Source organism: Streptomyces alfalfae (assembly GCF_004127445.1).
Classification (GTDB): Bacteria; Actinomycetota; Actinomycetes; order Streptomycetales; family Streptomycetaceae; genus Streptomyces; species Streptomyces alfalfae.
Map to the genome: position 1 here is coordinate 33464 of NZ_QEXM01000057.1, position 26116 is coordinate 59579.

26 protein-coding genes and 1 pseudogene are annotated in these 26116 nt (G+C 70.3%); 18 read left to right on the forward strand and 9 right to left on the reverse strand.

Annotated features, from left to right (window positions below; genetic code table 11):
- Positions 1-98 precede the first annotated feature (98 nt).
- Genes DCW30_RS34840 through DCW30_RS34865 form a run of 6 tightly spaced genes read left to right on the forward strand, consistent with a single transcriptional unit; the run spans position 99 to position 6714 of the window.
- The gene (locus DCW30_RS34840; protein ID WP_062768116.1) at positions 99-1406 is read left to right on the forward strand and encodes a B12-binding domain-containing radical SAM protein; all 1308 of its coding nucleotides are present in this window, start codon (positions 99-101) and stop codon (positions 1404-1406) included.
- Complete coding sequence (locus DCW30_RS34845; RefSeq protein WP_076687907.1) at positions 1403-2929, forward strand: B12-binding domain-containing radical SAM protein; 1527 nt, start codon at positions 1403-1405, stop codon at positions 2927-2929. The genes DCW30_RS34840 and DCW30_RS34845 overlap by 4 nt, the downstream gene beginning before the upstream one ends.
- Positions 2926-4692, forward strand: coding sequence for a fatty acyl-AMP ligase (locus DCW30_RS34850; RefSeq protein WP_076687909.1), 1767 nt, complete (start codon positions 2926-2928; stop codon positions 4690-4692). The genes DCW30_RS34845 and DCW30_RS34850 overlap by 4 nt, the downstream gene beginning before the upstream one ends.
- Positions 4682-4969, forward strand: coding sequence for an acyl carrier protein (locus tag DCW30_RS34855; RefSeq protein ID WP_076687912.1), 288 nt, complete (start codon positions 4682-4684; stop codon positions 4967-4969). Before DCW30_RS34850 ends, DCW30_RS34855 begins: the two co-directional genes overlap by 11 nt.
- Positions 4970-4983: 14 nt before the next feature.
- On the forward strand, positions 4984-6252 hold the full coding sequence (locus DCW30_RS34860; RefSeq protein ID WP_062768104.1) for a beta-ketoacyl-[acyl-carrier-protein] synthase family protein: 1269 nt from the start codon (positions 4984-4986) through the stop codon (positions 6250-6252).
- A 27-nt stretch (positions 6253-6279) separates the two neighbouring features.
- On the forward strand, positions 6280-6714 hold the full coding sequence (locus DCW30_RS34865) for a PaaI family thioesterase (RefSeq protein WP_076687914.1): 435 nt from the start codon (positions 6280-6282) through the stop codon (positions 6712-6714).
- 74 nt (positions 6715-6788) lie between these two features.
- Here the strand turns inward: DCW30_RS34865 and DCW30_RS34870 are convergent, their stop codons facing one another.
- Complete coding sequence (locus DCW30_RS34870) at positions 6789-7382, reverse strand: TetR/AcrR family transcriptional regulator (RefSeq protein ID WP_076687917.1); 594 nt, start codon at positions 7380-7382, stop codon at positions 6789-6791.
- Positions 7383-7483: 101 nt separating this feature from the next.
- Between DCW30_RS34870 and DCW30_RS34875 the strand changes: the two genes are divergently transcribed.
- The 6 genes from DCW30_RS34875 to DCW30_RS34900 all read left to right on the forward strand — a co-directional run bounded on the left by DCW30_RS34875 (position 7484) and on the right by DCW30_RS34900 (position 11319).
- Complete coding sequence (locus DCW30_RS34875) at positions 7484-7699, forward strand: hypothetical protein (RefSeq protein ID WP_076687919.1); 216 nt, start codon at positions 7484-7486, stop codon at positions 7697-7699.
- A gap of 246 nt (positions 7700-7945) precedes the next feature.
- Entirely contained in the window at positions 7946-9706 is a 1761-nt protein-coding gene (locus tag DCW30_RS34880) for a hypothetical protein (protein ID WP_076687921.1), read from the forward strand.
- Positions 9696-10055, forward strand: coding sequence for a hypothetical protein (locus DCW30_RS34885; RefSeq protein WP_076687922.1), 360 nt, complete (start codon positions 9696-9698; stop codon positions 10053-10055). The genes DCW30_RS34880 and DCW30_RS34885 overlap by 11 nt, the downstream gene beginning before the upstream one ends.
- 256 nt (positions 10056-10311) lie before the next feature.
- Entirely contained in the window at positions 10312-10638 is a 327-nt protein-coding gene (locus tag DCW30_RS34890; RefSeq protein ID WP_076687924.1) for a PadR family transcriptional regulator, read from the forward strand.
- The gene (locus DCW30_RS34895; RefSeq protein ID WP_076687926.1) at positions 10635-10991 is read left to right on the forward strand and encodes a DUF1048 domain-containing protein; all 357 of its coding nucleotides are present in this window, start codon (positions 10635-10637) and stop codon (positions 10989-10991) included. Before DCW30_RS34890 ends, DCW30_RS34895 begins: the two co-directional genes overlap by 4 nt.
- Position 10992: 1 nt before the next feature.
- Positions 10993-11319 carry a DUF1048 domain-containing protein gene (locus tag DCW30_RS34900; RefSeq protein ID WP_076687928.1) on the forward strand — a complete coding sequence of 109 codons (327 nt, stop codon included), beginning with the start codon at positions 10993-10995 and terminating at the stop codon, positions 11317-11319.
- A gap of 75 nt (positions 11320-11394) precedes the next feature.
- Here DCW30_RS34900 and DCW30_RS34905 read toward each other — a convergent pair whose 3' ends face one another.
- Complete coding sequence (locus DCW30_RS34905; protein WP_076687930.1) at positions 11395-11970, reverse strand: CGNR zinc finger domain-containing protein; 576 nt, start codon at positions 11968-11970, stop codon at positions 11395-11397.
- A gap of 103 nt (positions 11971-12073) precedes the next feature.
- On the opposite strand from DCW30_RS34905, the gene DCW30_RS34910 reads away from it, so the two are divergent.
- Positions 12074-13258 carry an epoxide hydrolase family protein gene (locus DCW30_RS34910; protein WP_076687932.1) on the forward strand — a complete coding sequence of 395 codons (1185 nt, stop codon included), beginning with the start codon at positions 12074-12076 and terminating at the stop codon, positions 13256-13258.
- On the opposite strand, the gene DCW30_RS34915 is transcribed toward DCW30_RS34910, so the two are convergent.
- The 3 genes from DCW30_RS34915 to DCW30_RS34925 form a co-directional block, all read right to left on the reverse strand.
- Complete coding sequence (locus DCW30_RS34915; RefSeq protein WP_123985641.1) at positions 13197-13598, reverse strand: hypothetical protein; 402 nt, start codon at positions 13596-13598, stop codon at positions 13197-13199. The genes DCW30_RS34910 and DCW30_RS34915 overlap by 62 nt on opposite strands.
- An 89-nt stretch (positions 13599-13687) precedes the next feature.
- On the reverse strand, positions 13688-14293 hold the full coding sequence (locus DCW30_RS34920; protein ID WP_076687936.1) for a peptidase inhibitor family I36 protein: 606 nt from the start codon (positions 14291-14293) through the stop codon (positions 13688-13690).
- Between the two features lie 200 nt (positions 14294-14493).
- On the reverse strand, positions 14494-14868 hold the full coding sequence (locus DCW30_RS34925) for an ArsR/SmtB family transcription factor (protein WP_076687939.1): 375 nt from the start codon (positions 14866-14868) through the stop codon (positions 14494-14496).
- Between the two features lie 334 nt (positions 14869-15202).
- Between DCW30_RS34925 and DCW30_RS34930 the strand changes: the two genes are divergently transcribed.
- From DCW30_RS34930 to DCW30_RS34945, 4 genes and pseudogenes are all read left to right on the forward strand, one after another.
- A complete protein-coding gene (locus tag DCW30_RS34930; RefSeq protein ID WP_076687941.1) occupies positions 15203-16600 on the forward strand; it encodes an FAD-dependent oxidoreductase in 1398 nt (465 codons plus the stop codon).
- A gap of 289 nt (positions 16601-16889) precedes the next feature.
- A pseudogene (locus DCW30_RS38330) lies at positions 16890-17210 on the forward strand (MFS transporter); the annotation flags it as partial.
- A gap of 66 nt (positions 17211-17276) precedes the next feature.
- A complete protein-coding gene (locus DCW30_RS34940; protein ID WP_076687943.1) occupies positions 17277-17852 on the forward strand; it encodes a P-loop nucleotide/nucleoside kinase family protein in 576 nt (191 codons plus the stop codon).
- Between the two features lie 82 nt (positions 17853-17934).
- The gene (locus DCW30_RS34945) at positions 17935-19173 is read left to right on the forward strand and encodes an FUSC family protein (RefSeq protein WP_076689772.1); all 1239 of its coding nucleotides are present in this window, start codon (positions 17935-17937) and stop codon (positions 19171-19173) included.
- 7 nt (positions 19174-19180) lie between these two features.
- Here the strand turns inward: DCW30_RS34945 and DCW30_RS34950 are convergent, their stop codons facing one another.
- From DCW30_RS34950 to DCW30_RS34960, 3 genes are read right to left on the reverse strand one after another with little or no spacing between them, the layout of a single operon-like run.
- Positions 19181-21079, reverse strand: coding sequence for an alkyl/aryl-sulfatase (locus DCW30_RS34950; protein WP_076687945.1), 1899 nt, complete (start codon positions 21077-21079; stop codon positions 19181-19183).
- A gap of 40 nt (positions 21080-21119) precedes the next feature.
- Positions 21120-22298 carry an acyl-CoA dehydrogenase family protein gene (locus DCW30_RS38000; RefSeq protein ID WP_076687948.1) on the reverse strand — a complete coding sequence of 393 codons (1179 nt, stop codon included), beginning with the start codon at positions 22296-22298 and terminating at the stop codon, positions 21120-21122.
- 37 nt (positions 22299-22335) lie between these two features.
- Positions 22336-23991, reverse strand: a complete 1656-nt coding sequence (locus DCW30_RS34960) for a class I adenylate-forming enzyme family protein (protein WP_076687950.1) — start codon at positions 23989-23991, stop codon at positions 22336-22338.
- 132 nt (positions 23992-24123) lie between these two features.
- Here DCW30_RS34960 and DCW30_RS34965 point away from each other — a divergent pair, with 132 nt between their 5' ends.
- Positions 24124-24720, forward strand: coding sequence for a TetR/AcrR family transcriptional regulator (locus tag DCW30_RS34965; RefSeq protein WP_076687952.1), 597 nt, complete (start codon positions 24124-24126; stop codon positions 24718-24720).
- Here the strand turns inward: DCW30_RS34965 and DCW30_RS34970 are convergent.
- A complete protein-coding gene (locus tag DCW30_RS34970; RefSeq protein WP_076687954.1) occupies positions 24687-26060 on the reverse strand; it encodes an MFS transporter in 1374 nt (457 codons plus the stop codon). The two genes, DCW30_RS34965 and DCW30_RS34970, sit on opposite strands and share 34 nt — an antisense overlap.
- Positions 26061-26116: the final 56 nt, after the last annotated feature.

Consider the following 26116-nt stretch of genomic DNA (forward strand, 5'->3'; position numbering starts at 1 on the left):
GAGGTGCCTTTTTGTTATTGCGGGCAGATCGATGCACGACCATGCCCGCGACAGGCCGAATATAGGCAGCGCATTTTCGTGGCGATAGGGGTCGGCAGATGAAGCGAGTACTCCTCACGACCGCTCCGAAGGAGGCTCTGGTCGAACCCGACGGAATCGGCGGGAACTGGTACGACCGGACCGACACTTATATGGCTTGGACCTGCGCGGTGGATCTGGAGGACCGGCTCTCCGTCACCTGCCCGCCCACCGGCCTCCGCTTCATCAAGCACAATGTGCCGGACGTGGAAATCCTCGAATACCCGACCTGGGCCGAATATCTCAGCGCTCTGGAGTCCGAGACCTGGGACATGGTCGGCATCAGCTTCTACACCTGGTCGACGCCCGTCGCGATCGAGATGGCCAAGGTTGCGCGCGAGGCGGGTGTGCCCGAGATATGGGCCGGAAACTACGGCGTCCTCTCCCCGGGAATCGACCCCTACTTCACCAAGAAGGTGAAGGGCGCGGGCGAGGCGCCGATCCACCAGTACGTCTACGGCACACCGTTGCCGCGCGTACGGCACCCCGCCATGCTCGGCGAGAGCGGCTTTCGCGGACTGAAGTCCCCGGTGGGCTATCTGTATTCGAAACGCGGGTGCAACATCGGCTGCACCTTCTGCTCGACGCCGATCTTCAACCCCAAAGAAGAAGCCATCTTCATGGAGGACACGTACGCGGCGCTCGACGAGTACCGGGACTCCGACGTCGCCCACGTCATCATCTACGACGAGAGCTTCTTCCTCACCAACAAGCTCGCCGAACAGGTCGTGGACGCACTGGCGGAGCGCGAACTCCCATGGATCTGCCTGACCCGGGCCGACCTCATCCGGGGAAGGATTCCCGAGCTGACCGACCGGTACATGGACGGCGCCATCGTCGGCATCGAGTCGTACCGGGACAAGAACATGGCGGACGTGAAGAAGCGCGACGACGTCTACAACGTCCGGCAGACCGTCCGCGAGCTGATCGACAACGGCCGCCGCGCGCTCGGCACCTTCATGGTCGGTTTCGCGGAGGACAGCATCGAGGACATGCAGTACGACATCGAGCAGCTCTGCGAGGAAGAGTTGTTCGCCTGCCAGCTGACGCTGCTCACCCCGTTCCACGGCACTCGTCTCTACCGGCAGATGGAACACCTGGTCGACGAGCCGGACCTCAGCAAGCACGACCTGTACAACCTGGTGTGGAAGCACCCGAAGATGAACCGCACCGAGGCGCGTGACCTGCTCGCCTGGGCGCAGCGCAAAGTCAACGACCCGGAGCGCATCGCCCGCAAGCTCAAGCAGGAGATGAAGGAGAAGGTGCGGAAGGAGTTCGCGCGCCGCAGCGGCACGACATCGCTGAGCCCCTCGGGATCGGCGTCATGAGGCGCCTCAACATCCTCTGCGTGCAGCTCGGATTCCATGAGGCCTATCCCGACGCGTCGACCCTGGCGACCACGTACAACGACGGCATCTATTACGTCGCGTCGTTCGTCCAGCAGGAATACCCGGACGCACGGGTCGAGATGTGCCAGATGTTCTGGGGGGAGAAGCCGGAGGACTTCCCCCTGGCCGACTACGACTACATCCTGATCTCGGCGCTGGCCACTCACTTCTGGTCCAACATCGAGACGATCGAATTGATCCAGCGCGCCAAACGGCCCGGCTGCGTGGTCATCATGGGCGGCCCGCATGCCGCGTTCGCCCCCTACGAAGTATTGCGTTACGCCGACTACGCGGTGATCGCCGAAGGAGAGATCCCCGCCGTCCAGCTGATCAAAGCGCTGGAGGAGGGCGAGCCGCTCACCCAGGTCGACAACCTGGCCTACATCGGGGCCGACGGCGAACTGGTCCTCAACACGGTCGCCCGGTACGGGAACATCGCCACCGCGATCAACCCCAAGTTCCTGGCGCGCGCGCCGAAGCTGCACTGGGCGACGGTCTCCATGTCACGCGGCTGCCCGTTCGCCTGCTCCTTCTGCTATGCGATCCGTCTGCTCGGCAGGCGATTCCGCACCAAGACGGCGGCGGACGTCCGCGATGAACTCGACGCCATCTACGAGCAGACCGGATGCAACCGCTTCTACGTCACCGACCTGAACTTCACGACCCGCAAGGACTACTGCCGGGAGATCGCCGAGACCTTCCGGGACCGCGGCTACAAATTCATCGCCATGAGCCGGGTCAACCACGCCGACGACATCGACCTGGTTCTCGACCTCAAGCGGTCGGGATTCGACGAATACTGCCTCGGCGTGGAATCGGAGGACCCGAGTGTCCTCCAGGCCTTCAACAAGCGCGTCGACCCTTCCGAGCAGACGCGGCGCCTGCTGCGGTTCGCCGAGAACGACATCGCCATCCATTCCGCGATCATCTTCGGACTCGACGTCCAGGACCGGCAGGCGATCGAGGCCACCGCCCGCTGGTGCGCCGAGGCCCGCATCATGCACCCGGTGTTCGTGTGCCTCGCGGAGTACCCCTTCCAGAATCTGCTGTACGGGGCGCGTCAGGACGTCGAGGACCACCGGATCATCATGGAAGTGCCGACGTACCAGCATTACTCGTTCGTCGGCATCTTCCCCCGCGAGATGCGCCCGAGTGCCTTGCAGCGCGGCATTCTCGACAGCTACGACATCTTCTTCAAGCGGGCCTTCGAGATCGAGACGCGGCCCCAACGCCGGGCCCGCCTCAAGGCGTACGCGCGCAGTGTCGACCGGGGCCGGGCCGGCATGCAGCAGCACATCACGTTCCTCGAAGAGCTGGAGAAGCCGTACTACACCTCCGGCGGAACCCTGCGGGAGCACGTGCTGAAGGCGGACTTCGACGCCCGCCACGGAGAACTCCGCGCATGGCTGAGCCGCTCGGCCAAGTCCACCGACGTGGAATTCGTGAAGAAGTACGCCCGATGACGGCTCCGACCCCGGCGGACACCGTCATCGGCGCGCTGCTCGACAGCGCCGCCCGCACCCCGGACCGGTCGGCGTTCCACGTGATCGAGCGGTCCGAGGAGGAGCACGCGCTCAGCTACGCCGACGTGTGCCGGCTCGTCGGCCGGACCGTGGCGGGCCTCGACGCGCACGGGATCGGGGAGGGTGAGCGCGTCCTCGTCGTCCTGCCCACCTCGCGGGACTTCCTCGCGGTCTACCTGGGCTGCCTCTACGCGGGCGTCGTCCCCGTCATCGCGGCGGAACCGGTCGGCGACAACCCCCGGCACACGGCGGGCCTGCGAGGCCTCGCCGAGCAGGCACGGGTCAGCGCGGTCATCACGGCCCCGGAAGCAGCGGACTCCCTCGCGTCGCTCCTGCCCGCCCCGGTCGCCACCCCCGACGCGCTGCGCGGCGCACCCCGCACGCTCGACGCCCCGCGGGCCACCCCGTCGTCGCTCGCCCATCTCCAGGCGACCTCCGGCTCTACCGGAGCACCCAAGCTGGCCATGGTCCGGCACGGCAACATCACCGCCAACGTCCGGGCGATCGCCGAGGCGATACGCGCCAGACCCACCGACTCCCTGGTGAGCTGGCTCCCGCTCTTCCACGACATGGGCCTCATCGGGATCTCGTACGCCCTGCACGCCCAGATCCCGATGGTGCTGTCGGACCCCGTCAACTTCCTGCGGAACCCGTTGTCATGGCTGCGGTGGATCAGCCGCCACCGGGGCACGCTCTCGCCCGCCCCCAGTTCCGCGTTCCACATCTGCGCGCGGGTGGCCAAGCGCCGGACCCCCGCCGACCTCGACCTGTCCTCCTGGCGTGTGGCCCTGTGCGGCGCGGAACCGGTGCACGAGACCACCCTGCGCGAATTCCAGTCGGCGTTCGCCCCCTACGGCCTGTCGGAGACGACGCTGAGGCCCGTGTACGGCCTCGCGGAGGCGACACTGGCGGCCACGATCCCCGACGTCGGCCGCCCCTACGCGGTCGACCGGGTCGACGCCGAGGCCGTCGCCGCCAAGGGGCATGCCGAGCCCCGCCCGGACGGCGACCTCCGCAGCCTGGGCATGATGTGCGTGGGTCCCGCCATACCGGGCCACCGGCTGAGGGTGGTGGACGAGGACGGAACGCCCCTGCCCGACCGCGCCATCGGTGAGATAGAGGTGGCGGGCCCCAGCGTCATCGACGGTTACCTTCCGGAGCGGGACGCCACGGACTCCGGTGCGGGGGAGCAGGATGCCACGGGCGCCGCCGTGGACGAACGGATCAAGCGCCCCGACGGCCATCTCCGCACGGGCGACCTGGGTTACCTGCTCGACGGTGAGCTGTATGTCACCGGCCGCCGCAAGGAGATCGTGATCATCTCCGGGCGCAACTACATCCCCGACCAGATCGAGCGGTTCGTCGAAGCCGTCGCCCAGAGCCCGCGCACCCCCGCGGTCGTGGCGCTCGGCGTACCCGACCCCATGCTGCTCACCGAGCAGCTCCATCTCCTTCTCGACGAGCGGATCGGCGAGGGCCGCGACCGGCGGGCCATCACCGACCAGGTGCGCGACGCCCTGACCGAGGCGTTCGGCATCAGCGGCGTCACCTTCCACTGGATCCGGCGGGCACAGCTCCCCAGGACCACCAGCGGCAAGATCCAGCGCCATCTCTGCCGGGAGATCATCGAGCAACGCCCGCCGTTCCGCCGTACCGACGAGCCGACACGCGTGACATCTGGAGGGGCACCTGATGCAGGCTGAGAAGCAGGAGCACAAGCGGGACCAGGAACTTTTCGACAAGATCGTCAAGCACATCGGGGAGTTCGTCGAAGCCGACGTGTCCCACCTGACGCCGCAGTCGAACATCGGCAACTCCATCGAGGGCATGAGTTCACTCAAGATGGTCGAACTGCTGCTCTTCCTGGAGGACTGCTTCGGTGTCGACTTCGACGAGTCCGTGATGGACGACCTGCAGACCATGGGGGACCTGGAGCAGTACATCCGGCGGACACTGGACGCGTCCGAGCAGCGGGCCTGACGATCCGGACCGACGTGGCGCGACACGGCGTGGTGGTCACCGGGATGGGTGTGGTCTGCCCTCTCGGCGCGACGGCCGACGAGCTGTGGCAGGGCCTGACCACCGGACGTTCCGGCATCGCGCCGGTGACACGCTTCGACCCCGGCCGGTTCCACAGCCGCCTCGCCGGTGAGATCGACGACTCCGTGATCACGTTCGCCCCGGGCCCGCTCCAGTTCGAGACCCCCCGCATGAGCGCCTTCGTGCGGTACGCGCTGTTCGCCGCCGAACGGGCGCTGGAGGACAGCGGTCTGAAGCCTGCGGCGGGGCGTCAGGCAGGGGCGGAGGCAGCGAACCGCCCGTGCCCGCCGGGGGGCGGTGTGTACCTCGGGGTGTCCATGGGTGGACTGCCCAGCATCGAGGCGGGCGTGCTGAGACAGGAGCAGCAGGGTGTGCGCAGGACCAGCCCGTTCCTGATCCCCTCGCTCATCCCCAACATGGCGGCGAGCGTGATCGCGCTGCGTCAGGGCATCGAGGGTGAGCAGGTCACGGTCGCCGGCGCCTGCGCGAGCGGCGTCCAGGCGATGGGGCAGGCGGTGCGCGCGATCCGGTCGGGCGCCCGTACCTGGGCGATCGCCGGCGGCTCCGAGGCGGTCATCACCCCGATCACCTACTCCGGCTTCCAGGCCATGAGGGTGCTGAGCCGGCATCAGGACCCGGAGACCACCCCGCGTCCCTTCGACCGCTCGCGGGACGGGATCGTCGTCGGTGAGGGGGCCGCCGTCTTCGTCCTGGAGGAGCGGGCGCACGCCGAGGCGCGCGGTGCGGTGATCCACGGCGAGCTGACCGGCTTCGACGCCAACAGCGGGGGCGACAATCTCACGGGTCTCTCGGCCCGCCACGTCACGCGGTGCATGGCCGGGGCCGTCGCCGACGCGGGTCTCGTGCCGGACGCGGTTGACTGCGTCTTCGCCCAGGCCTCGGGCATGGTGCATGGTGACGCCGCCGAACTGGAGGCACTGCGCGCGCTCACGGCGGACACCGGCCACCGGCCGGTCGTCACGTCGGTGAAGGGGCACATGGGGTACTCGTTCGCCGCGAACGGTCCGCTGAATCTCGCCGGCGCCCTCATGTCACTCCGCCACCAGGCCGTTCCTCCGACACTGCACCTGGACGAGACCGACCCGGAGTTCGACAAGGCCGACATCGCCCGCGAGGTCCGCGGGACGACATTGCGCCACTGTCTGATCAACGCGTTCGGGTTCGGCGGGATCAATGCGAGCCTCGTCGTGTCCCTCGTATAGTCGTGCCGCCGCCCATGGAGGAGTACCGTGTCGACGCACTTCGAGAAGCTCACCCGTTGCTGCATGCAGTGCAAGATCTCCCGGTTCCTCGACAAGACCATCGAGATCGAGGAGGCCGGGCGCGCACGGGTGGCCATCCCGTTCCACGCCGACCTCACCCAGAACGCGGACTTCCTGCACGCCGCCATGATGTTCGAGGTGGGGGACACGGCCGGGTTCGTGGCGGCCAACTCGATGGAGGAGACCTTCAGCGTCCTGACGGTCGATTACCACATCAACCTGATCAGGCCGGTGCAGAAGGAAGGCATCCACGCCATCGGCACGGTGGTGACCGCGGGGAAGACCCTCTATGTGGCCCGCAGCGACATCTACAGTGACAGCGGCAAACTGGTGGCGGCCGGACAGGGCACGTACACGGTGTCGAAGATCCCTCTCACCGACCTCGACGGCTACGCGGACTGACCCGGCCGGCTGCACCGGCCGGACCTGGCGCGCGTGCCCTGCCACACCGGCCCCGGGCTCCGGGCAGGCGGCGGTCAGCCCAAGAGGTTGTCCAGGTGGTAGTCCAGCACCTTGAGCGCGTCCTCGGGAGAACGCTGGCCCAGGGCGGCGTCGACCCCCAGACTCGTGGCGAGATTCCAGCAGATGTCGGCGTCGATGAGGCCGTTGCCCCGCGCCGGCGTGCCCCGCTCCTGCCGGGCCGCGGCGATGAGCCCCGCGGTGAAGTCCAGAAGCTCGCCGCTCCCCGGAGCCAGCACGTCGGCCATGGCCGGATCCGCGATCGCCCTGCCGAGGACCGCCACCGACAGCTGGAGCAGCCGCAGGCTCTCCGGGTCCCGGGCGAGCACGGCACGCAGGCACTCGCGGAGCATCGTCTCCGCGCTCGCCGGGTCGGCCGCCTTGATGGATGCCTCGATACGGGCGTTCAGTGCCCGCACGGCGCGGTCGATCGCGTCGCGGACCAGGTCCTCCCGGGTGGCGTAGTAATGCTGCACCTGCCCCATGGACACCCCGGCCTCCACCGCGACCTTGCGGAGCGTCACGCCCTCCAGGCCGTCGCGGAGCGTCAGCGTCCAGACGGCTTCGGCCAGGCGGAGTCGGCGCTCCTCATGGTCAACGATCTTCGGCATGCGTCCTCCATGGCGATCAACGAGCCAATGCGTTCGCATTGCGTCGCCATGGACATTCTATTACAATGCAAACGCATTGCTAAAACGGCTGAAGGGGCATCATGAAGTTCGTCGTTCTGCTGATCGCCGGGGTGGCTTTAGTGGTCTTCAGCGGTCAAGGGTTGATCCGGCTGCTCGTCGATCACGACAACCGTGGTGTGCTCGGCGGACTGCCGTTCGCGGGCGCCCTGTGCGCGTACGTCGCCGCGCTCGCCGTCGGGACCCTCCTCGCCGGCTGGGCGAAGGGCCGCGCCAAGGCGCTCGGACACGTCAAGTAGCTCCGCCTGCCGGGGGTGGGCCCCGGTGTCGGGCGGGTGGGCGAGTGGGTGGACGGGGTGGGCCGGAGCCTCGACTCAACAGCACGGACCGGTCGCGCAACCACCGTACGCGATGCGGAAGTTGGCCGATATGCGCGTGCGGCAGAACGGGTCCCGACGGTCCGTCACCCTATGCTGATGTCCTCTGAACGGGTCTCGTCACGTCGCGTTCCTGTGCCGAGGAATTCCTGAGCGCGGAGGAGCCTCATGAGTACCGCCCACGTGCCGGCGCAGCCCCCGCCGCCGACCCCACCGCCACAGGTCGCCGCCCCGCACGCGAGCGAGGCCACCCGCCTGCTCTGTGCGGGCACGTATCTGGACGCGTCGTACAGGGATTGCGTCATCGACGAGCTCTACCTCATGGAACACCGGGTCGCGGCGCCTTCCCTCGGGTACGACGCCGCGCGGGTCCTGGCCCACGCCCTGCGGGCCCGACGGGTGGAACTGGCCTGGGCCTGGGGCGTGCTCGGCCTGCTGGCGCTCGGCATCGTGGCGGCGGGTTGGTGGCTGGTGGTCCTGGTGCTCCCCGGGCTGCTGCTGACCCTCGGACGCCGGGTCCGGGGCGCGGCCGACGACCCGCCGACACGTCGTCGCCTGCCCGCCTTCGCGCTCCGCTGGTTCGGGCGCTTCCTCCTGGCCTACCTCGTGTTGGTGACTCTGGTCATCGGCCTGGGGGCGACCGGCGAAGGCGACACGTTCGGGCTCGTGTTGCAGGGTCTCCGTGACGGGCTGCCCTCCTCTCTGCGGTTCCTGCTGCCGGAGGCCGGGCCGGGCGGGGTCACCGCCCTGGACGCCTGGCTCGCGCTGGCCACGCTGCTCGCGATGGCGGGGTGCGTCGCCGGGCAGCAGGCGCACTTCACGCGCGTGCTGCGGGGCGAGTTGTCCCCACGGCACTTCCCGGACGCGGCCAACGACCCCGCCGAACGGGTCGGCGGGCGCCCGTTCCAGCTGCTCAAGCACCGCATCCGGATCGAGCAGCACGCTCCCCTGGTCATGTACCACGAGGCGCACCCGTTCTGTGGCGCCGGTACCGCGCACGACACCTGGGTCCTCGCGGTCGAGCTGCGGCCGCATCCGGTGCGGGAGAGGCGGCCGATCGGGAACGGCACGGTCCTCGCCGCGGTGCGCCCGTTCCTCGAGCAGTTGCGGGAAGTGGCCGAACCGGCCGAGCAGGACGGCCGGGTCGTACGGGACCGGCTGCGCCATCTGCAGATCGACGAGTGCGTGTTCCTCCCGGCGGAGGGCCTGCTGCACCGCGGGGACGCGCCGTACGACCAGTACTCGTTTAACATGCACCGGACGCGTTCGCTGGAGGAGGGCGGCGAGAAGCGCCGGCACTTCCTGCGGATCAGGGTGGGCGGCTGGGAGGAGGAGCTGGTCGTCACCGTCTTCGTCCGAGTCCACACGCAGGGCCGGATGCTGATGCTGGAGGTGGCCCCGCATGTTCTGTTCCCCGTGCGTGCGGACTTCAAGGACGCCGACCACGAGGCCTACCGGTTCGCCGACCAGAACGCCTTCGGCAAGACGGTCCAGATCCTCACCCGTATGGCCAGTGCCCCGGGGCAGGCCCTGGCCGCGCTGAGTCGGCGCGCCGTCCGGGGCTGGCGCCGGATGACCGGCGAGTTCACCGGCGGACAGCCCGAAGGCCCGGCGGTGTCGATCCGCGAACTCGCCGCGGAGCCGGGCGGGTCGCTCTTCCAGTCCATGGACGTCGACCGCTACCTCCGGAGCGTGCAGGACCGCATCGCGTACGGCGTGAAGACGGCGCTCGCGGACGCCGGTTACCAGACGGACGAGTTCGCCCAGAAGGTCGTCAACATCAGCAACGGCGGTGTCAACATCGAGTCGGTGCAGGACAGTACGTTCGCCATCGGCAACCACGCCCGCGCCGCCACGCGCATGCGGACCACCACGACAGGCGGCGGACAGGCCCCGCCGCAGAGGGGACTTGCCCGAGATGGCCGGTGAAACGCCGCAGCCCCACGTCAGCATCGGCGATGTGTCCCAAAGCACGTTCGCCATCGGCAGCCACGCGAACGCCAGGAGCTACCACGGGACCACTCCGTCGTACGACGAGGGGACCGAACGGCTGCTCGCCGCCTTCCGTGAGCTGAGGGCCGACCTCGCAAGGACCCGGACGACGGAACTGACCGCGGAGCTCGATGAGGCCCTGGCCGACGCGGAGAATGAGGTGACCCGTACGGGAAGCGCGGACGAGAGCCGTCTGCGGCGCCTGCGTGAACTCCTCACGGACGCGGCCTCGTTGACCACGGTGCTGGCCTCGGCGGGGACCCTCGCCGGTCTTCTCGGCATGTGACGAAGGGGTGCGATGAGCGAGCGACGACGCTACTGGAACGAGGACGCCCAGCGCTGGGAGGACGTCTCCGACCGCGGCAGGCCTCCCACGGTCACCCCACCGCCCCCGCTCCCACCGCCGTCCGGGAGCGTCCCGCGGCGCGCGGGCCCGAAACCGCAGAGGACGAGGCGGCCGCGCTGACGCCTCCAGTACCTAGTGCTACCGTGTAGTGGTACTCGGTACTACGTAGTACCACCTGGGTCGAGGGGGCTTCGCGTTGGACGACCTGACGGAGATGCTGAAAGGCACGCTCGAAGGGTGCGTGCTCGAGATCATCGCCGGCGAGGAGACCTACGGGTACGCCATCACCCGTCAGCTGAACGACCTCGGCTTCACCGACGTCGTCGAGGGGACGGTGTACACCATCTTGCTGCGCCTGGAGAGGAACAAGCTCGTCCAGGTGACGAAGCGGCCCTCCGGAGTCGGACCGCCGCGCAAGTTCTACGCGCTCAACGACGCGGGATGCGAAGAGCTCGCGAAGTTCTGGACGAAGTGGCAGTACGTCTCATCGCGCATCGACAGGCTCAGGGAGGGCGGGAGATGAACTTCTGGGAGACCGTCACAGGCGGCGACCTGACCCGGGATTGGAAGGCGTTCGAGGCCCGGGCCGAGGCCCTGCCGGACGACTGCCGGGTGGCGTGGGGCCAGATCAAGGTGCACCTCCTGCCCCATGGGGACTTCACCGGCCGCAACCTGACACCGATCCTCGACGCCGCCCTGGGGCTGCTGGAGGAGGCGGCGGCGGAGGGGCAGAGCGCCCACGAGGTGCTCGGCGACGACATCCCCGGCTTCTGCGTGGCGCTGGTCGGCGGTGGAGGGGCCCGAACCCATCGCGACCGGTGGCGCGAGCAGTTGAACAGGAACGTCGCGAGGAAATTGAGCCGGCTGGGAGGCTGACGTGGGCATCCAGGACGTCATCGAGGGCAAGAAGCAGTGGCGGGCGCACCTGGCGCGGGTCAAGGCGCTTCCGCCGGACTACCGGATCGTCTACAAGGAGATGCAGAAGTATCTGTTCAGGGTCGGACCGGTCGGCCTGCTCGACGGTCCTCTGCTCCCCGGGATCGTCGACTTCTTCGAGGAAGGCGTCGCCGCGGGCAAGGGGGTCCTGGAGCTCATCGGCAGTGATGTCGCCGCGTTCTGCGACGGCCTGGTCAAGGACTCGCCCACCTATGCGGACGCCTATCAGGAGTCCCTCGGCGGGAAGTCCCGTACGACCGGAAAGTAGTGCCCCCGCCTCGTGCCGCCGCCGAATCCGCAGGAATCGGCGCACCGGGACGCGGACTCCCGGGCGCCGAGGCGATCACTCGGCTGATCCGGGATCTCTGCGCTGATTGGCATGGAAGCGTGCCTTCTTCTGGCGATTCCCGCACGTGTTCATGTCGCACCATTTGCGGGTGCGGCTTCGGCTGGTGTCGAAGAAGGCGGCTCGGCAGGTCGGTGACGCGCACAAGGCGAGTTTTCCGTCCCGTTCGCCCGAGAGGACGCTGACCGCGTCGGCGGCGATCACGCTGAGCGCGTCTTCCACGCGGGAAGCCGAGCCGAGCCGCCACCGCCGCTTGCCGTCGGGCGTCAGGACGGCCGCGGCCCGGCCCTGGGTGCTGCGGTCGTTGATGACGCGGACGGCGGATACGGGGAGGGCGTCGTGGACGGCGGCCGCCGTCGCGGCGGCGTGGATCGACTCCCGCAATGCCCGTGCGAGATCGAGCTGGGCAGGGGTGCAGGAGTCCACGGCGAGGCCGTTCACCGCAAGCCAGTCGACGAGTCGCTGCGGGGTGGGGATGCGCTCCACGGGGGTGCCATGACGCTCCGACAGAGTCCCCGTGAAGCTGGTCGCCAGCACATTGCCGAGACGGAAGTCAGGGAACTCGATACGCATGGAACCACCATAGCTGGTTGCGGCTTGACTCAGAAGACTGCTAGAACCGTCATAGCCGGTTCGCTTCGGGTCGCAGCCGGTTCCGCGATGGCCAGGAGGTCCCATGCCCCGCCCGACCAGCGACGTACAAGCCTTCGAAGCCCACGCGACGGATGCCGAACTCGACGATCTGCGCGCGCGACTGGCCGCGGCGCGACTGCCGGAGGCCGAGACGGTCCGGGGCGCCGCGCCCGGGCCTCGCCGATGGGCGCAGGGTGTTCCGCTCGACGACCTCGTGGACGTCGTGCACTACTGGCGCACCGCGTACGACTGGCGGGCGTTCGAGGCGCGCCTCGACCGGATCGGCCAGTTCCGCACGACGATCGACGGTCTGGGAATCCACTTCCTGCACCGCCGGTCCGCGCGCGCGGACGCCACCCCGCTGATCCTGACGCACGGGTGGCCGGGCAGCATCGCCGAGTTCGTCGACGTGGTGGACGAGCTGGCAGATCCGGACGACGCGGACGCGCCGGCGTTCCACGTCGTGGTCCCGTCGCTGCCGGGCTTCGGCTACAGCGACAAGCCGGACGCCACCGGGTGGGGGACCGAGAAGATCGCGGCCGCCTGGGTCGAACTGATGGGACGGCTCGGCTACGACAAGTTCGCCGCCCACGGGGGTGACTGGGGAGGCAACATCACCACGGTTCTCGGCGGCAGGTTCCCGGCGCACGTGCTTGGCATCCACTCCACGTTCGCGGAGGGGCTGCCCGGGGCGCCGACGGACGGTCTGACGGCGGTCGAACGCAGGTGGACCGAGGAAACCCGCGACTTCTGGCGCCACCGCGCGGCGTACGCGAAGCAGCAGGCGACCCGGCCGCAGACCATCGGCTACGCGCTCGTCGACTCACCGGTCGGGCTTCTCGCCTGGATCCTCGACAAGTTCGCCGAGTGGTCGGACACCGAGGACAGCCCGTTCGAGACGATGTCCCGGGACCGCGTCCTCGACGACGTCACCCTGTACTGGCTGACGCGGACCGGCGCGTCGGCGGCCCGCATCTACTACGAGAGCCACGACTCGCTCGACCCCGGACTCCGGGTCGACGTCCCGTCGGCGATCACCATGTATCCCCGCGACGTCGAGAAGTACCCGCGCGCCTGGGCACAGGAGCGGTACCGCCGGATCGTCCGGTGGAGGGAACCGGAGTCCGGGGGACATTTCCCGTCGCTGGAGATGCCCGAGTACTTCGTCAGGGATCTGCGGGAGGGCCTTGCGGCGGTGCTGGCGGCTCCCGCTCCGCGAGCGGAGTGACCGTCTGCTCCGTGCGCAGCCCCTCGGCCCGCGTCGAGCGCCACAACGCGGGCATGCTCGGCAGGGTCACCGCCATGACGGCCGCGGCGTCGACGCCCGCCAGGGGCAGGAAGACGAGCCGGTCGGTCGCCGACTCACCGGCCATGCGCAGCATCAGCCACCCGAGCGTGAGCCGGCCGGTGACGGCGACGGCCACGCCCAGGACGACGGGAACCGCTGTCTGCCACAGCGCCGACCAGGCCGGCGTCGAGCGGCGCGTGCCGTAGGCCGGCGGGGTGCGGACACACGGGGCGGCGCGTGCGGGCGCCAACTGCTGGTGCGAGTGACGTACCGACCCCATGTGCCGCACCGCCATCGATCATCGCGGCGGTGATCCTCACTCCGGCGGCATGCCGGACCGCCCGCGACGATCGTCGGCCCGGACCGGTCCTAGCCGCAGGGGATCACGTAGCGGACGGGGTTCCAGTCGCCGTGGGGGTCCGAGCTGAACGCCCGCGGCGTCTTGTAGATCATGGTGCCGTTGGGGTTGTACATCCGGGCCCGGCGGCTCTCCACGTTGCGGGTCTGGTCGTTGATCCAGGAACCGCCCCTGCCCCAAGTGGACACGTAGTACTTCGTGTTGCACTGGCGCATCTTGATGATGGATCCGCTGTAGTTGTCGCGCTGGTAGGCGCAGAAGTTCCCCGACACCCCCGGAACGTCCAGGCACGGGTCGGCGGCGGCGCGTGTCCCGTCGCCCGAGGCGAAGTCGCGCGGGCGGGCCTCGCCCGGCAGGGCGACGAGGATTTCGCCCTTGCCCTTGAGGTCGATCTTGTTGAGCGCGACCTGGGTCCCGCCCATCTTCTTCAGGTAGCGGTCCACGTCCGCCTGCAGCGCCGTGGTCTGCGCACTGGTCAGGTGCGCGGACTCGGCCTGCTGGACGAAGCGCGAGGCCGCCGACGCCCCCGATCCCGCCTCGGCCGTGCTCACGCCCGTGGCGAGCATGAGCAAACCGCCTGCCGCCGCGATGGCGACGCGCCCCTTCGTGACTGCCATGTCTTTCCCCCTGCTTCTTCGCGGTTCCCCGCTTGAAGCGCCGCCCTTCGCGGCGCCGAGAGGAGGTTCCCATCGGGGGGAAAGTCGCTGCGTCCACCCTGGAGTTGAGCCTGGGTAAACCTTGGCGGTAAGCGCTGCGAGTGACGGCGGTTTCGGCCAACAGCGGTCCGGGCGCGTCGCGCCGCCTCCCTCCTCGCTCGTCAGGCCGCGGTCGGCAGGGTCAGCAGCTTGCCCATCGCGGCGAGTACGGACGGCTCCACCCGGTAGTACACCCAGGTGCCACGCCGCTCGGAGGTGAGCAGCCCGGCCTCCTTCAGCTTCTTCAGGTGGTGGGAGACGGTCGGCTGGGAGACGCCGACGTCGGAGATGTCGCACACGCACGCCTCCCCGCCCTCGTGCGAGGCCACCGCCGAGAAGAGACGGAGCCTGACCGGGTCGCCGAGCGCCTTGAACATCCGCGCGGCGGTCTCGGCCTCCTGGGCGGTCATCGGCCGCTCGGTCAGCGGCGGGCAGCACGGCGCCACGCCCTGGCCGTCGGCGGGTTCGAGGAGCGGCAGCGCCTTCACATTCGACATACGTCTATGTTGACACACGTCGAACCAGTGAGGGGAGGGCGCTTCGCCGGCGCCCGAGGCGGGCGGCCGGACGCCCGGCCATCCGCTTCGCGCGCGGCCCATGACGCGCAGCGAGTGTGACAACGGGCTGTGCCGCTACTCAAGGCCGGCGTACGCGAGCCCCGGGGCCCCGGAGGCGAGGCCCTCGCGGCGCCGGGGACTCCCGACGGCATCCGGGCGCGTGGAGGGCGACCACCCGTACTTCGATAGTTGTCTATGTTGACGCTCATCAATACAGGTGCCATGCTGGGTCGTGCAAGCCATCGACAGATGCCGAAACAAGTGAGGAGTCGCCGTGAACGCGCCCGCCACCACCGAGCTGCCCGTCGTCGTGATCGGAGCCGGACCCACCGGCCTGGCCGCCGCCGCCCACCTGCTCGACCAGGGCATCGAACCCCTGGTCCTGGAAGCCGGACCCACCGCCGGCGCCGCGGTGCGCGCGTGGTCGCACGTGCGGCTGTTCTCCCCGTGGGGCGAGGTCGTCGACCCCGCCGCCGAGAAGCTCCTGGCCCCCACCGGCTGGGTGCGGCCCGACCCGGCCGCGTACCCCTCCGGCGGTGACTGGGTCGACCGCTACCTGGGGCCGCTCGCCGACGTCCTCGGCGACCGCGTCCGCCTCCACGCCACCGTCACCGGCGTCTCCCGGGCGGGCAGGGACCGGATCGTGGACGCCGACCGCGAACAGCAGCCGTTCGTCGTGCACGTCACCCACGCCGACGGGCGCGAGGAGCGCCACTTCGCCCGCGCGGTCATCGACGCCTCCGGCACCTGGGCCACGCCCTCCCCGGCAGGCGGCAGCGGTCTGCCCGCCCTCGGCGAGCAGACCGCCGCGGACCGGATCAGCTACCGCGTCCCTGACCTGAAGGACCCGGCCGTCCGCGCCCGGTACGCGGGCAGGCGCACCGCCGTGATCGGCTCCGGCGCCTCGGCCTTCACCGCCCTCGCCCACCTGGCCGGCCTCGCCACGTCCGGCGACGGCGCGGGGACGAAGGGGGTGTGGATCCTTCGCCGGGGCATCTCCGGCTCCACCTTCGGCGGCGGCGAGGCCGACCAGCTCCCGGCGCGCGGCGCCCTGGGCCTGGCGGCGAAGGCCGCCGTCGACGAGGGCCACGCGGACGCGGTCACCGGCTTCCGCACCGAAGCGGTCGAGCGCGACGCCGACGGCCGGCTGATCCTGGTCGGCGAGGACGGGCGACGCCTGGACGCGGTCGACGAGGTGATCGTCCTGACCGGCTTCCGCCCCGACCTGTCCTTCCTCGACGAACTGCGCCTCGGCCTCGACGAGCGCCTCCAGGCGCCCGTCGAACTGGCACCGCTGATCGACCCCAACCAGCACTCCTGCGGCACCGTCTACCCTCACGGCCACCGCGAACTCTCCCACCCCGAGCAGGGCCTCTACCTCGTCGGCATGAAGTCCTACGGCCGCGCCCCGACCTTCCTCGCCATGACCGGCTACGAACAGGTCCGCTCCGTCGCCGCCGCCATCGCCGGTGACCTCGACGCGGCCGACCGCGTCGAACTCACCCTCCCCGAGACCGGAGTCTGCGGCGGCGCCGGTCTCTTCGACGCCCCCGACACCGCGCAGACCGACGGCTGCTGCGCGCCGACGCCGCAACTCGTCCAGCTGAGCGCCCCCGCCACGGTCGGTGCGACTGCCGAACAGGCCCCGGCGGGCGGCTGCTGCGGCTCGTGACCGGCCTGGGCACCCCCATGCGCGGCGTCGCGACCGGAACGGGGGACCGGTCGCGGCCCCGCGCCGCCCTGCCCGCGCTCTGCGCCACGCACATCGTGAGCCGGGGCATCGCCTACTGCGCCTTCCCCGTCCGCAACCCGCGGATCACCACCGCGACCGGCCGGCCCGCCGGGGCCACCACCGCGGCGTTCTCCCTCGGCCTCGCCGTCTCCGCCCGCGCCGGGATCCGCGTCCGGCGCACCCTCGACCGGCGCGGCCCGCGCGCGGTCATGACCACGGGTCCGTCATCGGGGCGGTCAGTCCGCTCGTCACCGTGGCGGTCGTGGCCGGCACGGTCCGGGGCAACCTCACCCTCCTCCAGGCCACCGCCATCACCGACCGCTGGGGCGCCACCCACTATGGCCGCCTCTCCGGACTCCTCGCGACACCGACCACGACCGCCACGGCCCTCGCGCCGTTCGCCGGCGTCGCCCTGGCCGTCCCCCTCGGCGGCTACGGCCCCCTCTTCGTCCTCCTCGCCGCCCTCTCGATGGCCGCCGTACTCGTCGTCCCCTGGACGGTTCCGGCTGACGGACCCGGCCGACGCGTCCGTGCTCACGGCAGCCGGTGATGTCGGGAGGGTCACCCTTTTCCGCTCCGCCCGTCCCCGCGGCCCGCACGACGTAACGTCGAGTGCATGATCGTATGGCTCAACGGCACCCACGGCGCGGGCAAGACGACGACCGGCGCGCTCGTGCGGCAGCTGATCCCGGACTCACGGGTGTTCGACGCCGAGAAGGTCGGCGAGACGCTCATGGACATCACGCCGGGGCTGCCCTGGACGGGCAACTTCCAGGACTGGCCGCCGTGGCGGCCGCTCGTGGTCGAGACCGCCCGGCACGTCCTCGACTACACCGGCGGCACGCTGGTGATTCCCATGACCGTCCTGGTCGAGCAGTACTGGCGCGAGATCAGCTCGGGCCTCGCCCAGCACGCCATTCCGGTCCGGCACTTCGTCCTCCACGCCGACCAGGACACCCTCCGCGGGCGCATCGCGGGTGACACCGTCCTCGGCCCCGACTCCCCGTTCCGGCTCCAGTACCTCGAACCCTACGCCGAGGCGGCCGCCACGTGGCTGCACGCCGAGGCCGAGGTCGTCGACACCACCCACCTCACACCCGGCCAGACCGCCCAGCGGATCGCGGAGGCCGTGCAGAACCGAGCGAACGGCCCTTCGGGGGGCCCGCCGGACCAGGGCGTCGGCAGCACATGAGCCGAGAGGGGACGTGGCATGGCGCGAGGGGTTCCAGGGGCCGAAGTGTGATGAACGGTTCATGATCGGGCACGTGAAGGACATGCCCGACGTATCTGCCCCCGTGATCAAACTGGTGCGGCGGACCACCGAACCCGTTGCGGCGCAGACGCTGCGTTCCACGGCCGCCGCCGTCATCTCCTTCGGCGTCGCCCTGATGGTCCTGCCCCCGCGACCCGCTCCCCTGACGGCTCCGCTGACCGCGCTCCTGGTCGTCCAGGTCACTCTGTACGCGACCCTCACCACCGGTATCCGGCGCGTGAACGCCGTCGTCGTCGGCGTCCTCATCGCCATCGGCTTCACCACCCTGGTCGGTCTGACCTGGTGGAGTCTCGGTCTGACGATCTTCACTTCGCTGATCATCGGCCGCTTCGTACGGGTGAACGAATTCGTGCCCGAGGTGGCGATCAGCGCGATGCTGGTCCTCGGCGTCTCCCAGGCTACGTCGGCGGCCTGGCACCGCGTCCTGGAAACACTGATCGGAGCCGGGGTGGGCCTGCTGTTCAACCTGCTGTTCGCCCCTCCGGTGTGGACGCAGTCGGCGGGGGCGTCCATCGACGGGCTCGCGCGCGCGATGGGCCGTATGTTCCGCACGATGGGAGCGGAGATCGCCGAGGGTCCCATCCCCTTCCCGCGCGCGGCCGCCCGACTTCACGAGGCGCGGCGCCTCGACCACGACATCGTGGAGGTCGACGCCTCGTTGCGCCAGGCGGAGGAGAGCCTCCGGATGAACCCGCGCGTACGGGAAGGGCTGCTGTCCCGGGTGGTCCTCCGGACGGGCCTCGACACCCTGGAGATCTGCGCGGTGGTGCTGCGGGTGCTGACCCGGAGCCTGACCGACCTGGCCAAGTTCCGCAGGCGGGAAGCGCTCTTCCCGCCGGACGTGTCGGCCGGCCTCCATGAGCTGTTCGAGCAGATGGCCGAAGCCATCGAGAATTTCGCCCGGCTGATCACCAGCCAGGTGACTGCCAACGCCGAGCAGGCCGAGGAGCGGCTGACCGCCACCCTGGCCGCGAGCCGGATCACCCGCGACCGGGTCGCCGAGATGCTTCTGCGCGATGTGCAGGAGTACCCCCGGCAGTGGCAGCTGCACGGTGCGCTGCTCGCCGAGATCGACCGCATCCTCGACGAGCTGGACCTCGACAAGCGCACCGAGCGCCTCATGCAGGAACTGGACCGCCACTCGGCGGAGCTCAGCGAGCGCCACCCCCGGCTCGCCGCGCTGCGCCGCCGGCTGCGCGGGCAGAGCGGCACCGAGCGGCGGCCGGTCGTGGAGGCGTGAAAGCGCCCTACCGTGTGACGATCGGGAAGCGGGTGTCGGGCCGGTCGGTGAGCGAACCGAAGGTGAGCAGGGTCCGTACGTCGCCCTCCACCGTGGCGTCGCCGCGGGCGATCGCGTCGGCGAAGGTGGTGGCCCTGCTCATCACGGCGTCGAGGACGGTTCGCGGCAGCCGCAGCGTCACGTCCGGGTCCTCCCCGCGCGGCGCGCCGCCGCGCATCGGGGTGAGCGCGCCGTTGGACAGGAGAACGGTCCAGGTCTCGGCCGTGCCGGGGCTCCCCGGCGCCGGCTCCGGTGCGGTGATCTCCCAGCGCAGGAGTATCCGGCCGGCCGCCGCCGCTCGCGGGCCGTTGATCCGGACGGCCATGGACCGGAAGATCTGCTCGACCGTCAGGGCCGCGATGATGTCGGGTGCTCCGCGGGAGGGGGTGCCGCGTACGCCTTCACGCAGCTCCATGGCGCCCATGAGGTAGAAGTTGCGCCACGGGCCGCACTCCGCCCCGTGGCCCAGCTGCTCGAAGGCCGAGGCCTGCAAAGCGCGGGCCGCCGCGTGCTCGGGCCGGGCGAGCAGCACATGGCTGAGGACCTCCGCGGTCCAGCGCAGGTCACCGGCTTCGAACGAGGCGCGGGCCTTGTCGACCACCGCGTCCGCCCCGCCCATGAACGCGACGTACCGCTCCGCCCCCTCGCGCGGCGGGTGCTGCCACAGGTGCGCGGGGTTGCCGTCGAACCAGCCCATGTACCGCTGGTAGACCGCCTTGGCGTTGTGGCTGAGCGAGCCGTAGTAGCCGCGGACGTGCCAGGCACGCTCCAGCGCGGGCGGATAGCGCAGCTCCTCCGCGATCTCCGCGCCCGTACGGCCCGCGTTGATCAGCCGTACGCACTGGTCATGGAGGTAGGCGTAGGCGTCGCGCTGCTCCTCCAGGAACCGCACGGCCCGGTCCTGCCCCCAGGTGGGCCAGTGGTGGGAGGCGAACACCACGTCGGTGTCGTCGGCGAACAGGGCGAGCGTCTCGGTGAGATAGCGGGCCCAGGCGCTGGGGTCACGGACGAGGGCTCCCCGCAGGGTCAGCACGTTGTGCAGGGTGTGGCAGGCGTTCTCCGCCACGCACAGGACGCGCAGGTCCGGCAGGTGGAAGTTCATCTCGGCCGGGGCTTCGGTGCCGGGGGTGAGCTGGAAGACCAGACGCACGCCGTCGACGGTCTCCGTCTGGCCGGTGGCGGTGACGTCGAGGGTGGGCGCGATCAGCGAGATGCCGCCGAGCGAGGTGGTCTGCCCGAGACCGCAGCCGATCTGCCCGGCGGGCCCCTTGGGCAGAGCGGCGCCGTACATGTATCCGGACCTGCGCCCCATGGCCGGGCCCGTCATCACGTTCTCGCCGGCGGCGTGCTCCAGGAATCCGGCGGGAGCGATGACCGGCACCCGGCCGGAGGCGGCTTCGGCCGGGCCGATGATGCCGCGTACCCCGCCGAAGTGGTCCACATGGCAGTGCGTGTAGACGACGCCCGTCACGGGGCGCTCACCGCGGTGGGTCCGGTACAGGGAGAGGGCGGCGGCGGCCACCTCCGTGCTGATGAGGGGGTCGACGACGATCACGCCGTGCCGGCCCTCGATGAAGGTGATGTTGGACAGGTCCAGGCCCCGCACCTGGTAGACACCCGGCACCACCTCGAACAGACCCTGCCGGGCCACCAGCCTGCTCTGCCTCCACAGCGACGGGTGCGCCGTGGGCGGGCAGTCCTCCTCGAGGAAGGCGTAGGCGTCGGCGTCCCAGACCAGACGTCCGGTGGCGTCGTGGACGGCGCCCGGCTCCAGCCGGGCGATGAACCCCCGGGCGGCGTCCGCGAAGTCCTCCGCGTCGTCGGGGCCGTCGGCGGGGGAGTCGTGGTCCTGCGAGGTGTGGGTCATGGTGCCGTCTCGTCTCGGTGCGGGGCCGGATGCGGCCTCATCAGGCAAGCGTCACCAGCGACTTGGCGATGCCGTTGCGCTGGATCTCGGAGGTTCCGGTCAGGACACGGAACATGCGCATCTTGCGGAAGAGGTACTCGATCTCGTTGCCCTGGGTGAGCCCGTCCTTGCCGTGGATCTGGACGGCCTGGTCGAGGATGCGGAACGCCGATTCCGCGACGAACAGCTTGCACATGAACGCTTCCGCGCGGACGTCCGATCCGCCGTCCAGGGCGGCGAGAGCGGCGTAGGTCATCGAGCGGGCCGCGTAGAGCTCCGTCGCCATGTCGGCCAGCTTGTGCTGGATGGACTGCATCTCCATCAGGAGCCGGCCGCCCGCGGCCTTGCGCGTCAGGGCCCGGTCGCGGGTCAGATGGAGGGCGCGGCGGGCGGCGCCGATGGCGGTGGGGCAGTGGAGCAGCCGGTTGTTCGTCACCCGGCCCAGCGCGATCTTCAGGCCCTGGCCCTGTTCCCCCAGGAGGTTGGCGGCCGGGACGTGGCAGTCCTCCAGGATGATGTCGCTCTCGATGTGCTCGCCCGACATCGGGGTGGCGCCCTCCGCCACACGGCAACCGGGGCTGTCCAGGTCGACCAGGAACGCGGAGAAGGAGTTCTCCGTGCCCGCCGTCCTCGCCACCACGATCGCGAAGTCGGCGAAGGGCCCCGCCGAGCTGAACACCTTGTGGCCGGTCAGCCGGTATCCGTCCCCGTCCGGTGTGGCGGTGGTGGTCATGGACCGCACGTCGGAGCCGGCGTCGGCCTCGGTGAGGGAGAAACAACAGGCCCGCTCACCGCGTACGAGGGGCAGCAGATAGGTGGTGAGCTGGTGCTCCGTGGCGTACTTCAGGATGTCCCCGGCCCGCAGCGGTCCGCCCATGTCACCGAGCACCGAGTGCCCGAGGACTCGCCCGCAGGCGCTGATCTCCTCCTTGAGCGCGGCGAGCCGGACGTTGCTGAGGGCCTGGCCCCCGTACTCCTCGGGGAGGTGGATGCCGTAGAAGCCCAGTTCGCGACTGCGCCGCCAGACGGGTTCGAGGTCGGCGCGGGTGAGCCGGGTCTCATGCGTGATGCCCCGTTCCCGCTCGTAGCCGGCGAGTTCACCGTCCAGGTAGGTGCGCAGACGGTCGACGAGTCCGGCGAGCTGCGGGTCGTCGTAGGTGGGGCGGAACGAGAAGGTCATGTGCGGTCTCTCTTGATGAGTCTTGAGGAGGGTGTTGTCAGTGCACGCGTCGGTCGGCGCCGGCCCAGTAGGGCTCGCGCACGGCCTTGCGGTCGAGCTTGCCGTTGCGGTTGTGGGGGAGCGCGGTCACGAACTCCACCGACCGGGGCTTCTTGAAGCGGTCGAGGCGCAGGGCGCAGAAGTCGGCCAGTTCCCGCTCGCCGACGTGCTGTCCCGGGCGGGTCACGACGACGGCCTTGACCGCCTCGCCCCACTTCTCGTCGGGCACGCCGATCACACAGGCCTCCTGCACGGCGGGGTGCTCGTACAGGGCGGTCTCGACCTCGGTGCTGTAGATGTTGAAGCCGCCGGAGATGATCATGTCCTTCTTGCGGTCGACGAGGAACAGATAGCCGTCCTCACGCATGAAGGCCAGGTCACCGGTGTGCACCCAGCCGTCGCGGAAGGTCTCCGCCGACAGATCGGGAGCGTGCCAGTACTCGCTCACGCAGTCGGGACCGCGCACGATGACCTCCCCGATCTCACGTGGCGGCAGTTCGCCGCCGCGCTCGTCGACGACACGGACCTCGGAGTCGTACGCGGGGCGCCCGCACGACCGGAGGAGTTCCTCGTCCTCGGTCACCCCTCGCAGGACGTCAGCGCTGGAGAGTCCCGCGACCACGCTGGTGGTCTCCGCGAGACCGTAGCCCTGGGCCACCACCGGCCCGAAGAGGGCGACGGCGTCGCGCAGCCGCTGGGGCGACACCGGGGCCCCGCCGACGCGTACGCTCGTGAGGCTCGACAGATCGCGCTCCGCCGCGCCCGGGTGGGCCAGCACCATGTTGAGCATGGCCGGCACGAGGAACGTGGCGGTGATCCGCTCCCGTTCGACGGTGTCGAAGAAGGCCTCCGCGCTCCACGTCGGCAGGATGTGCGTCGTCGCGCCACCGAACACACCGGCCAGCAGCACCATGCCGGTGGCGTGGGTGATGGGCCCGCAGGCCAGGTAACGGGTGTGAGGGCCGGGCCGGGAATCCTCGCTCATCAGGGTCTTGCGCATGTTCGCGAGGCGGTTGCCGAACGTCTGCACCGCCGCTTTGAGAGCGCCGGTCGAACCCGAGGTGAAGTTGAGGACGGCCGGATCGTGTTCGGCGGTCTCGACGGCGACGACGCCGTCATCGCCCTCGGCCAGCAGGTCGGCGTACGGTACCGGCCGGGGACCTGCGCCCGGTCCCGCGTCGGCCGGTCCCGTGTCGACCACTCCGCCCTCGACTGCTGCTCCACCCTTGACTGGTCCACCCGCGGCCGGTGCTTCGTCGACCAGGGTGTCGAGCAGTACGGGCAGGCAATCCGTACGGGCCGCCTCGACGGCGGCCAGGGCGTCCTCCCGGTGCGCCGCGTCGAACACCAGGACGCGGACGGGTGCGTCCCGGAGGATGTGCTCGATCTCCGCGCGGCCCAGCCTGGCGTTGACCGGAACCCGTATCAACCCCGCCTTGTACAGGGCGAATTCGACTTCCACGAGTTCGGCGCGGTTCCACGCGAGTGACGCCACGGCTTCCCCGGGACGCAGCCCCCGCCGCCGCAGCGCGGAGGCCAGCCGGTTGGCCGCGGTCTCCAGCCGGTCGTACGACCAGGTCTGGTCCCCGCAGACGAGCGCGGGGTGCGCGGGCCAGTGGCGGGCGCTGCGTGTGAGGTACGTGCCGAGGTTCATCGGGCGGCTCCAGAGCAGGCTGTAAGTTTCCGGACAGTTTGTTCAGTAACGGTGGGACTGTCAAGGCTTCCGTACACTGAGCTGTCGCCCCACTCCAGGGGCTCGGGCACGGCAAGGAAATGGGGGACGGCGTTGGCCGAGGACAGGCGCGTCCGCAAGACACGCAAAGCGCTGCGTGACGCTCTGGTGGAACTCGTGATCGAGCGGGGGTTCACCGCCCTGAGCGTCGAGGACATCACCCAGCGGGCCGACGTGGGCCGCGCGACCTTCTACAGCCACTTCCGCGACAAGGACGAGCTCTTCGCCCGGGTGACCGCGGACCTCCTGGCCGAACTCGACGACCGGCTCCGACCCGTGGTGCAGGACAGCGCGGTGGGCTTCACCGGCAAACCCATCCTGCAGATGCTGCGCCACGCGCGGGACGAGCGTGACCTCTACCGGATCGTGCTGCGCGGTGAGGGGGACGGCAAACCGCTGCGGATGTTCACGGACGCCTGCGCCCGCGTCGCCGCGCAGGAGTTCCGTGGCCGCTCCGAGCGCAACGCGGTCGAACCGAGGATCGATCCCGAGCTGCTCGCCAGGGCCTGGGTGGGGGAGCAGGTCGCAGTCCTGCAGTGGTGGGTCGAGCAGGACGCGCCCCCCATGCCGGCCGAGGAGGTCGTGCGCATGCTGCTCGACCTCGCGCTGCGCGGCCGCTACTGGGCCACGGGCTTCGACACGCCCGCCTGACGGGGCGCCGGGACGGACGCCCCGGCGGGATTCAGCCTCCGGGCGTCCCGCTCGGGGTGGATGGTGGCGATCGCCAGGAGCCCGCACACGGCCATGACGCCCGCGGACAGCAGGAACGCCGCGGTGTAGCCGGTCGCCTCGGTGGCCGCGCCGTCGACGAGGTGACCGGTCAGGTACGGCACGAAGAGGCCCGGCAGGGTTCCCGAAGCGGCCACGACGCCGAAGACGGCGCCACGGCGGCCGTCCGGCACGACCGTCGCCGTCGTGACGTAGTGCAGCGGGAGGGCGACCGCGTGGCAGCCGAAGGCCACCGCGATCAGCAGGAGTTGGACCGGCCCTCCCGCGGCGAAGGGCAGCAGGGCCAGCGCGCCGCCCGCCACCAGGACAGCCATGCCCTGCGGGATGCCGTCCGCGCGCCTGCTGGACACGCCCCGGCGCTTGAGACGGTCGACATAGGCGGGCACGGACAGCAGGAGTGCCAGGCTGACCACCGACACCCCGCTGACGACGGACGAGGCGCCGGTCGCGGTCATGTCCATCTGCGTCTGCAGGTAGACCGGCAGCCACGCGCTGGACAGGGCCAGTGCCCAGTGGGACCCGAAGGCGCTGAGGATGCCGCCCGTCACGGTGCCGTTCGTCAGCAGGGCCCGCAGAGGCGGACCCGCCGCGCGCGGCGGACGGCTCGCTCCCCGGACCGGCTTCCGCTCCTCGCCGAACGGCCCGTCCTGTCCCACGAAGGGCCAGACCAGGCACCACGCGGCACTGACGAGTGTGAGGGCCACGAAAGCCGAACGCCAGCCGTGGTCCACGATGAGCCAGGTCAGCAGCGGGGCGGAGACGGCGGTCCCGAGCGCCGCGCCGCCGATCTGCAGCGCGGACGGCAGGCCCCGCCGCCCGGTCGGGAACCACTTGTACAGCGCGTGCATGGACATGGAGGCCGCGGGGCCCTCCGCCATGCCGAGCAGGACGCGCCCGGCGATCAGCGAGGGAACGGCGGCCACCAGCAGGACCGGGAGCTGGGCGACGGCCCAGAGCGCGGCCATGGCGAGGAGCAGGGCGCGGCTGGAGATCCGTCCCGAGGAGAACCCGACGACCAGCCCGGACAGACTGAACAGGAGGTAGAAGGAGCTGGAGATCAGCCCGTACGTGCTCTTGCCGATGCCCAGCTCCTCCATCAGCGGCACCGCCGCGAGACCGAGAACGGCCTTGTCGGCGTAACTGATCATCATGAAGACCACGATCATGACGAGGACCAGCCATGCCCGCCGTTCGGGGCGGGGTGGCACGTGGCCGGGTCGGGGCGGCGATGCGGGGGGCGCGATCTCGGTGGAGCGTGGCACGGGACTCCTTGCGGCGCGTGACGCGTAGTCGCGTAACTGAACAAGCTGTCTGTTAA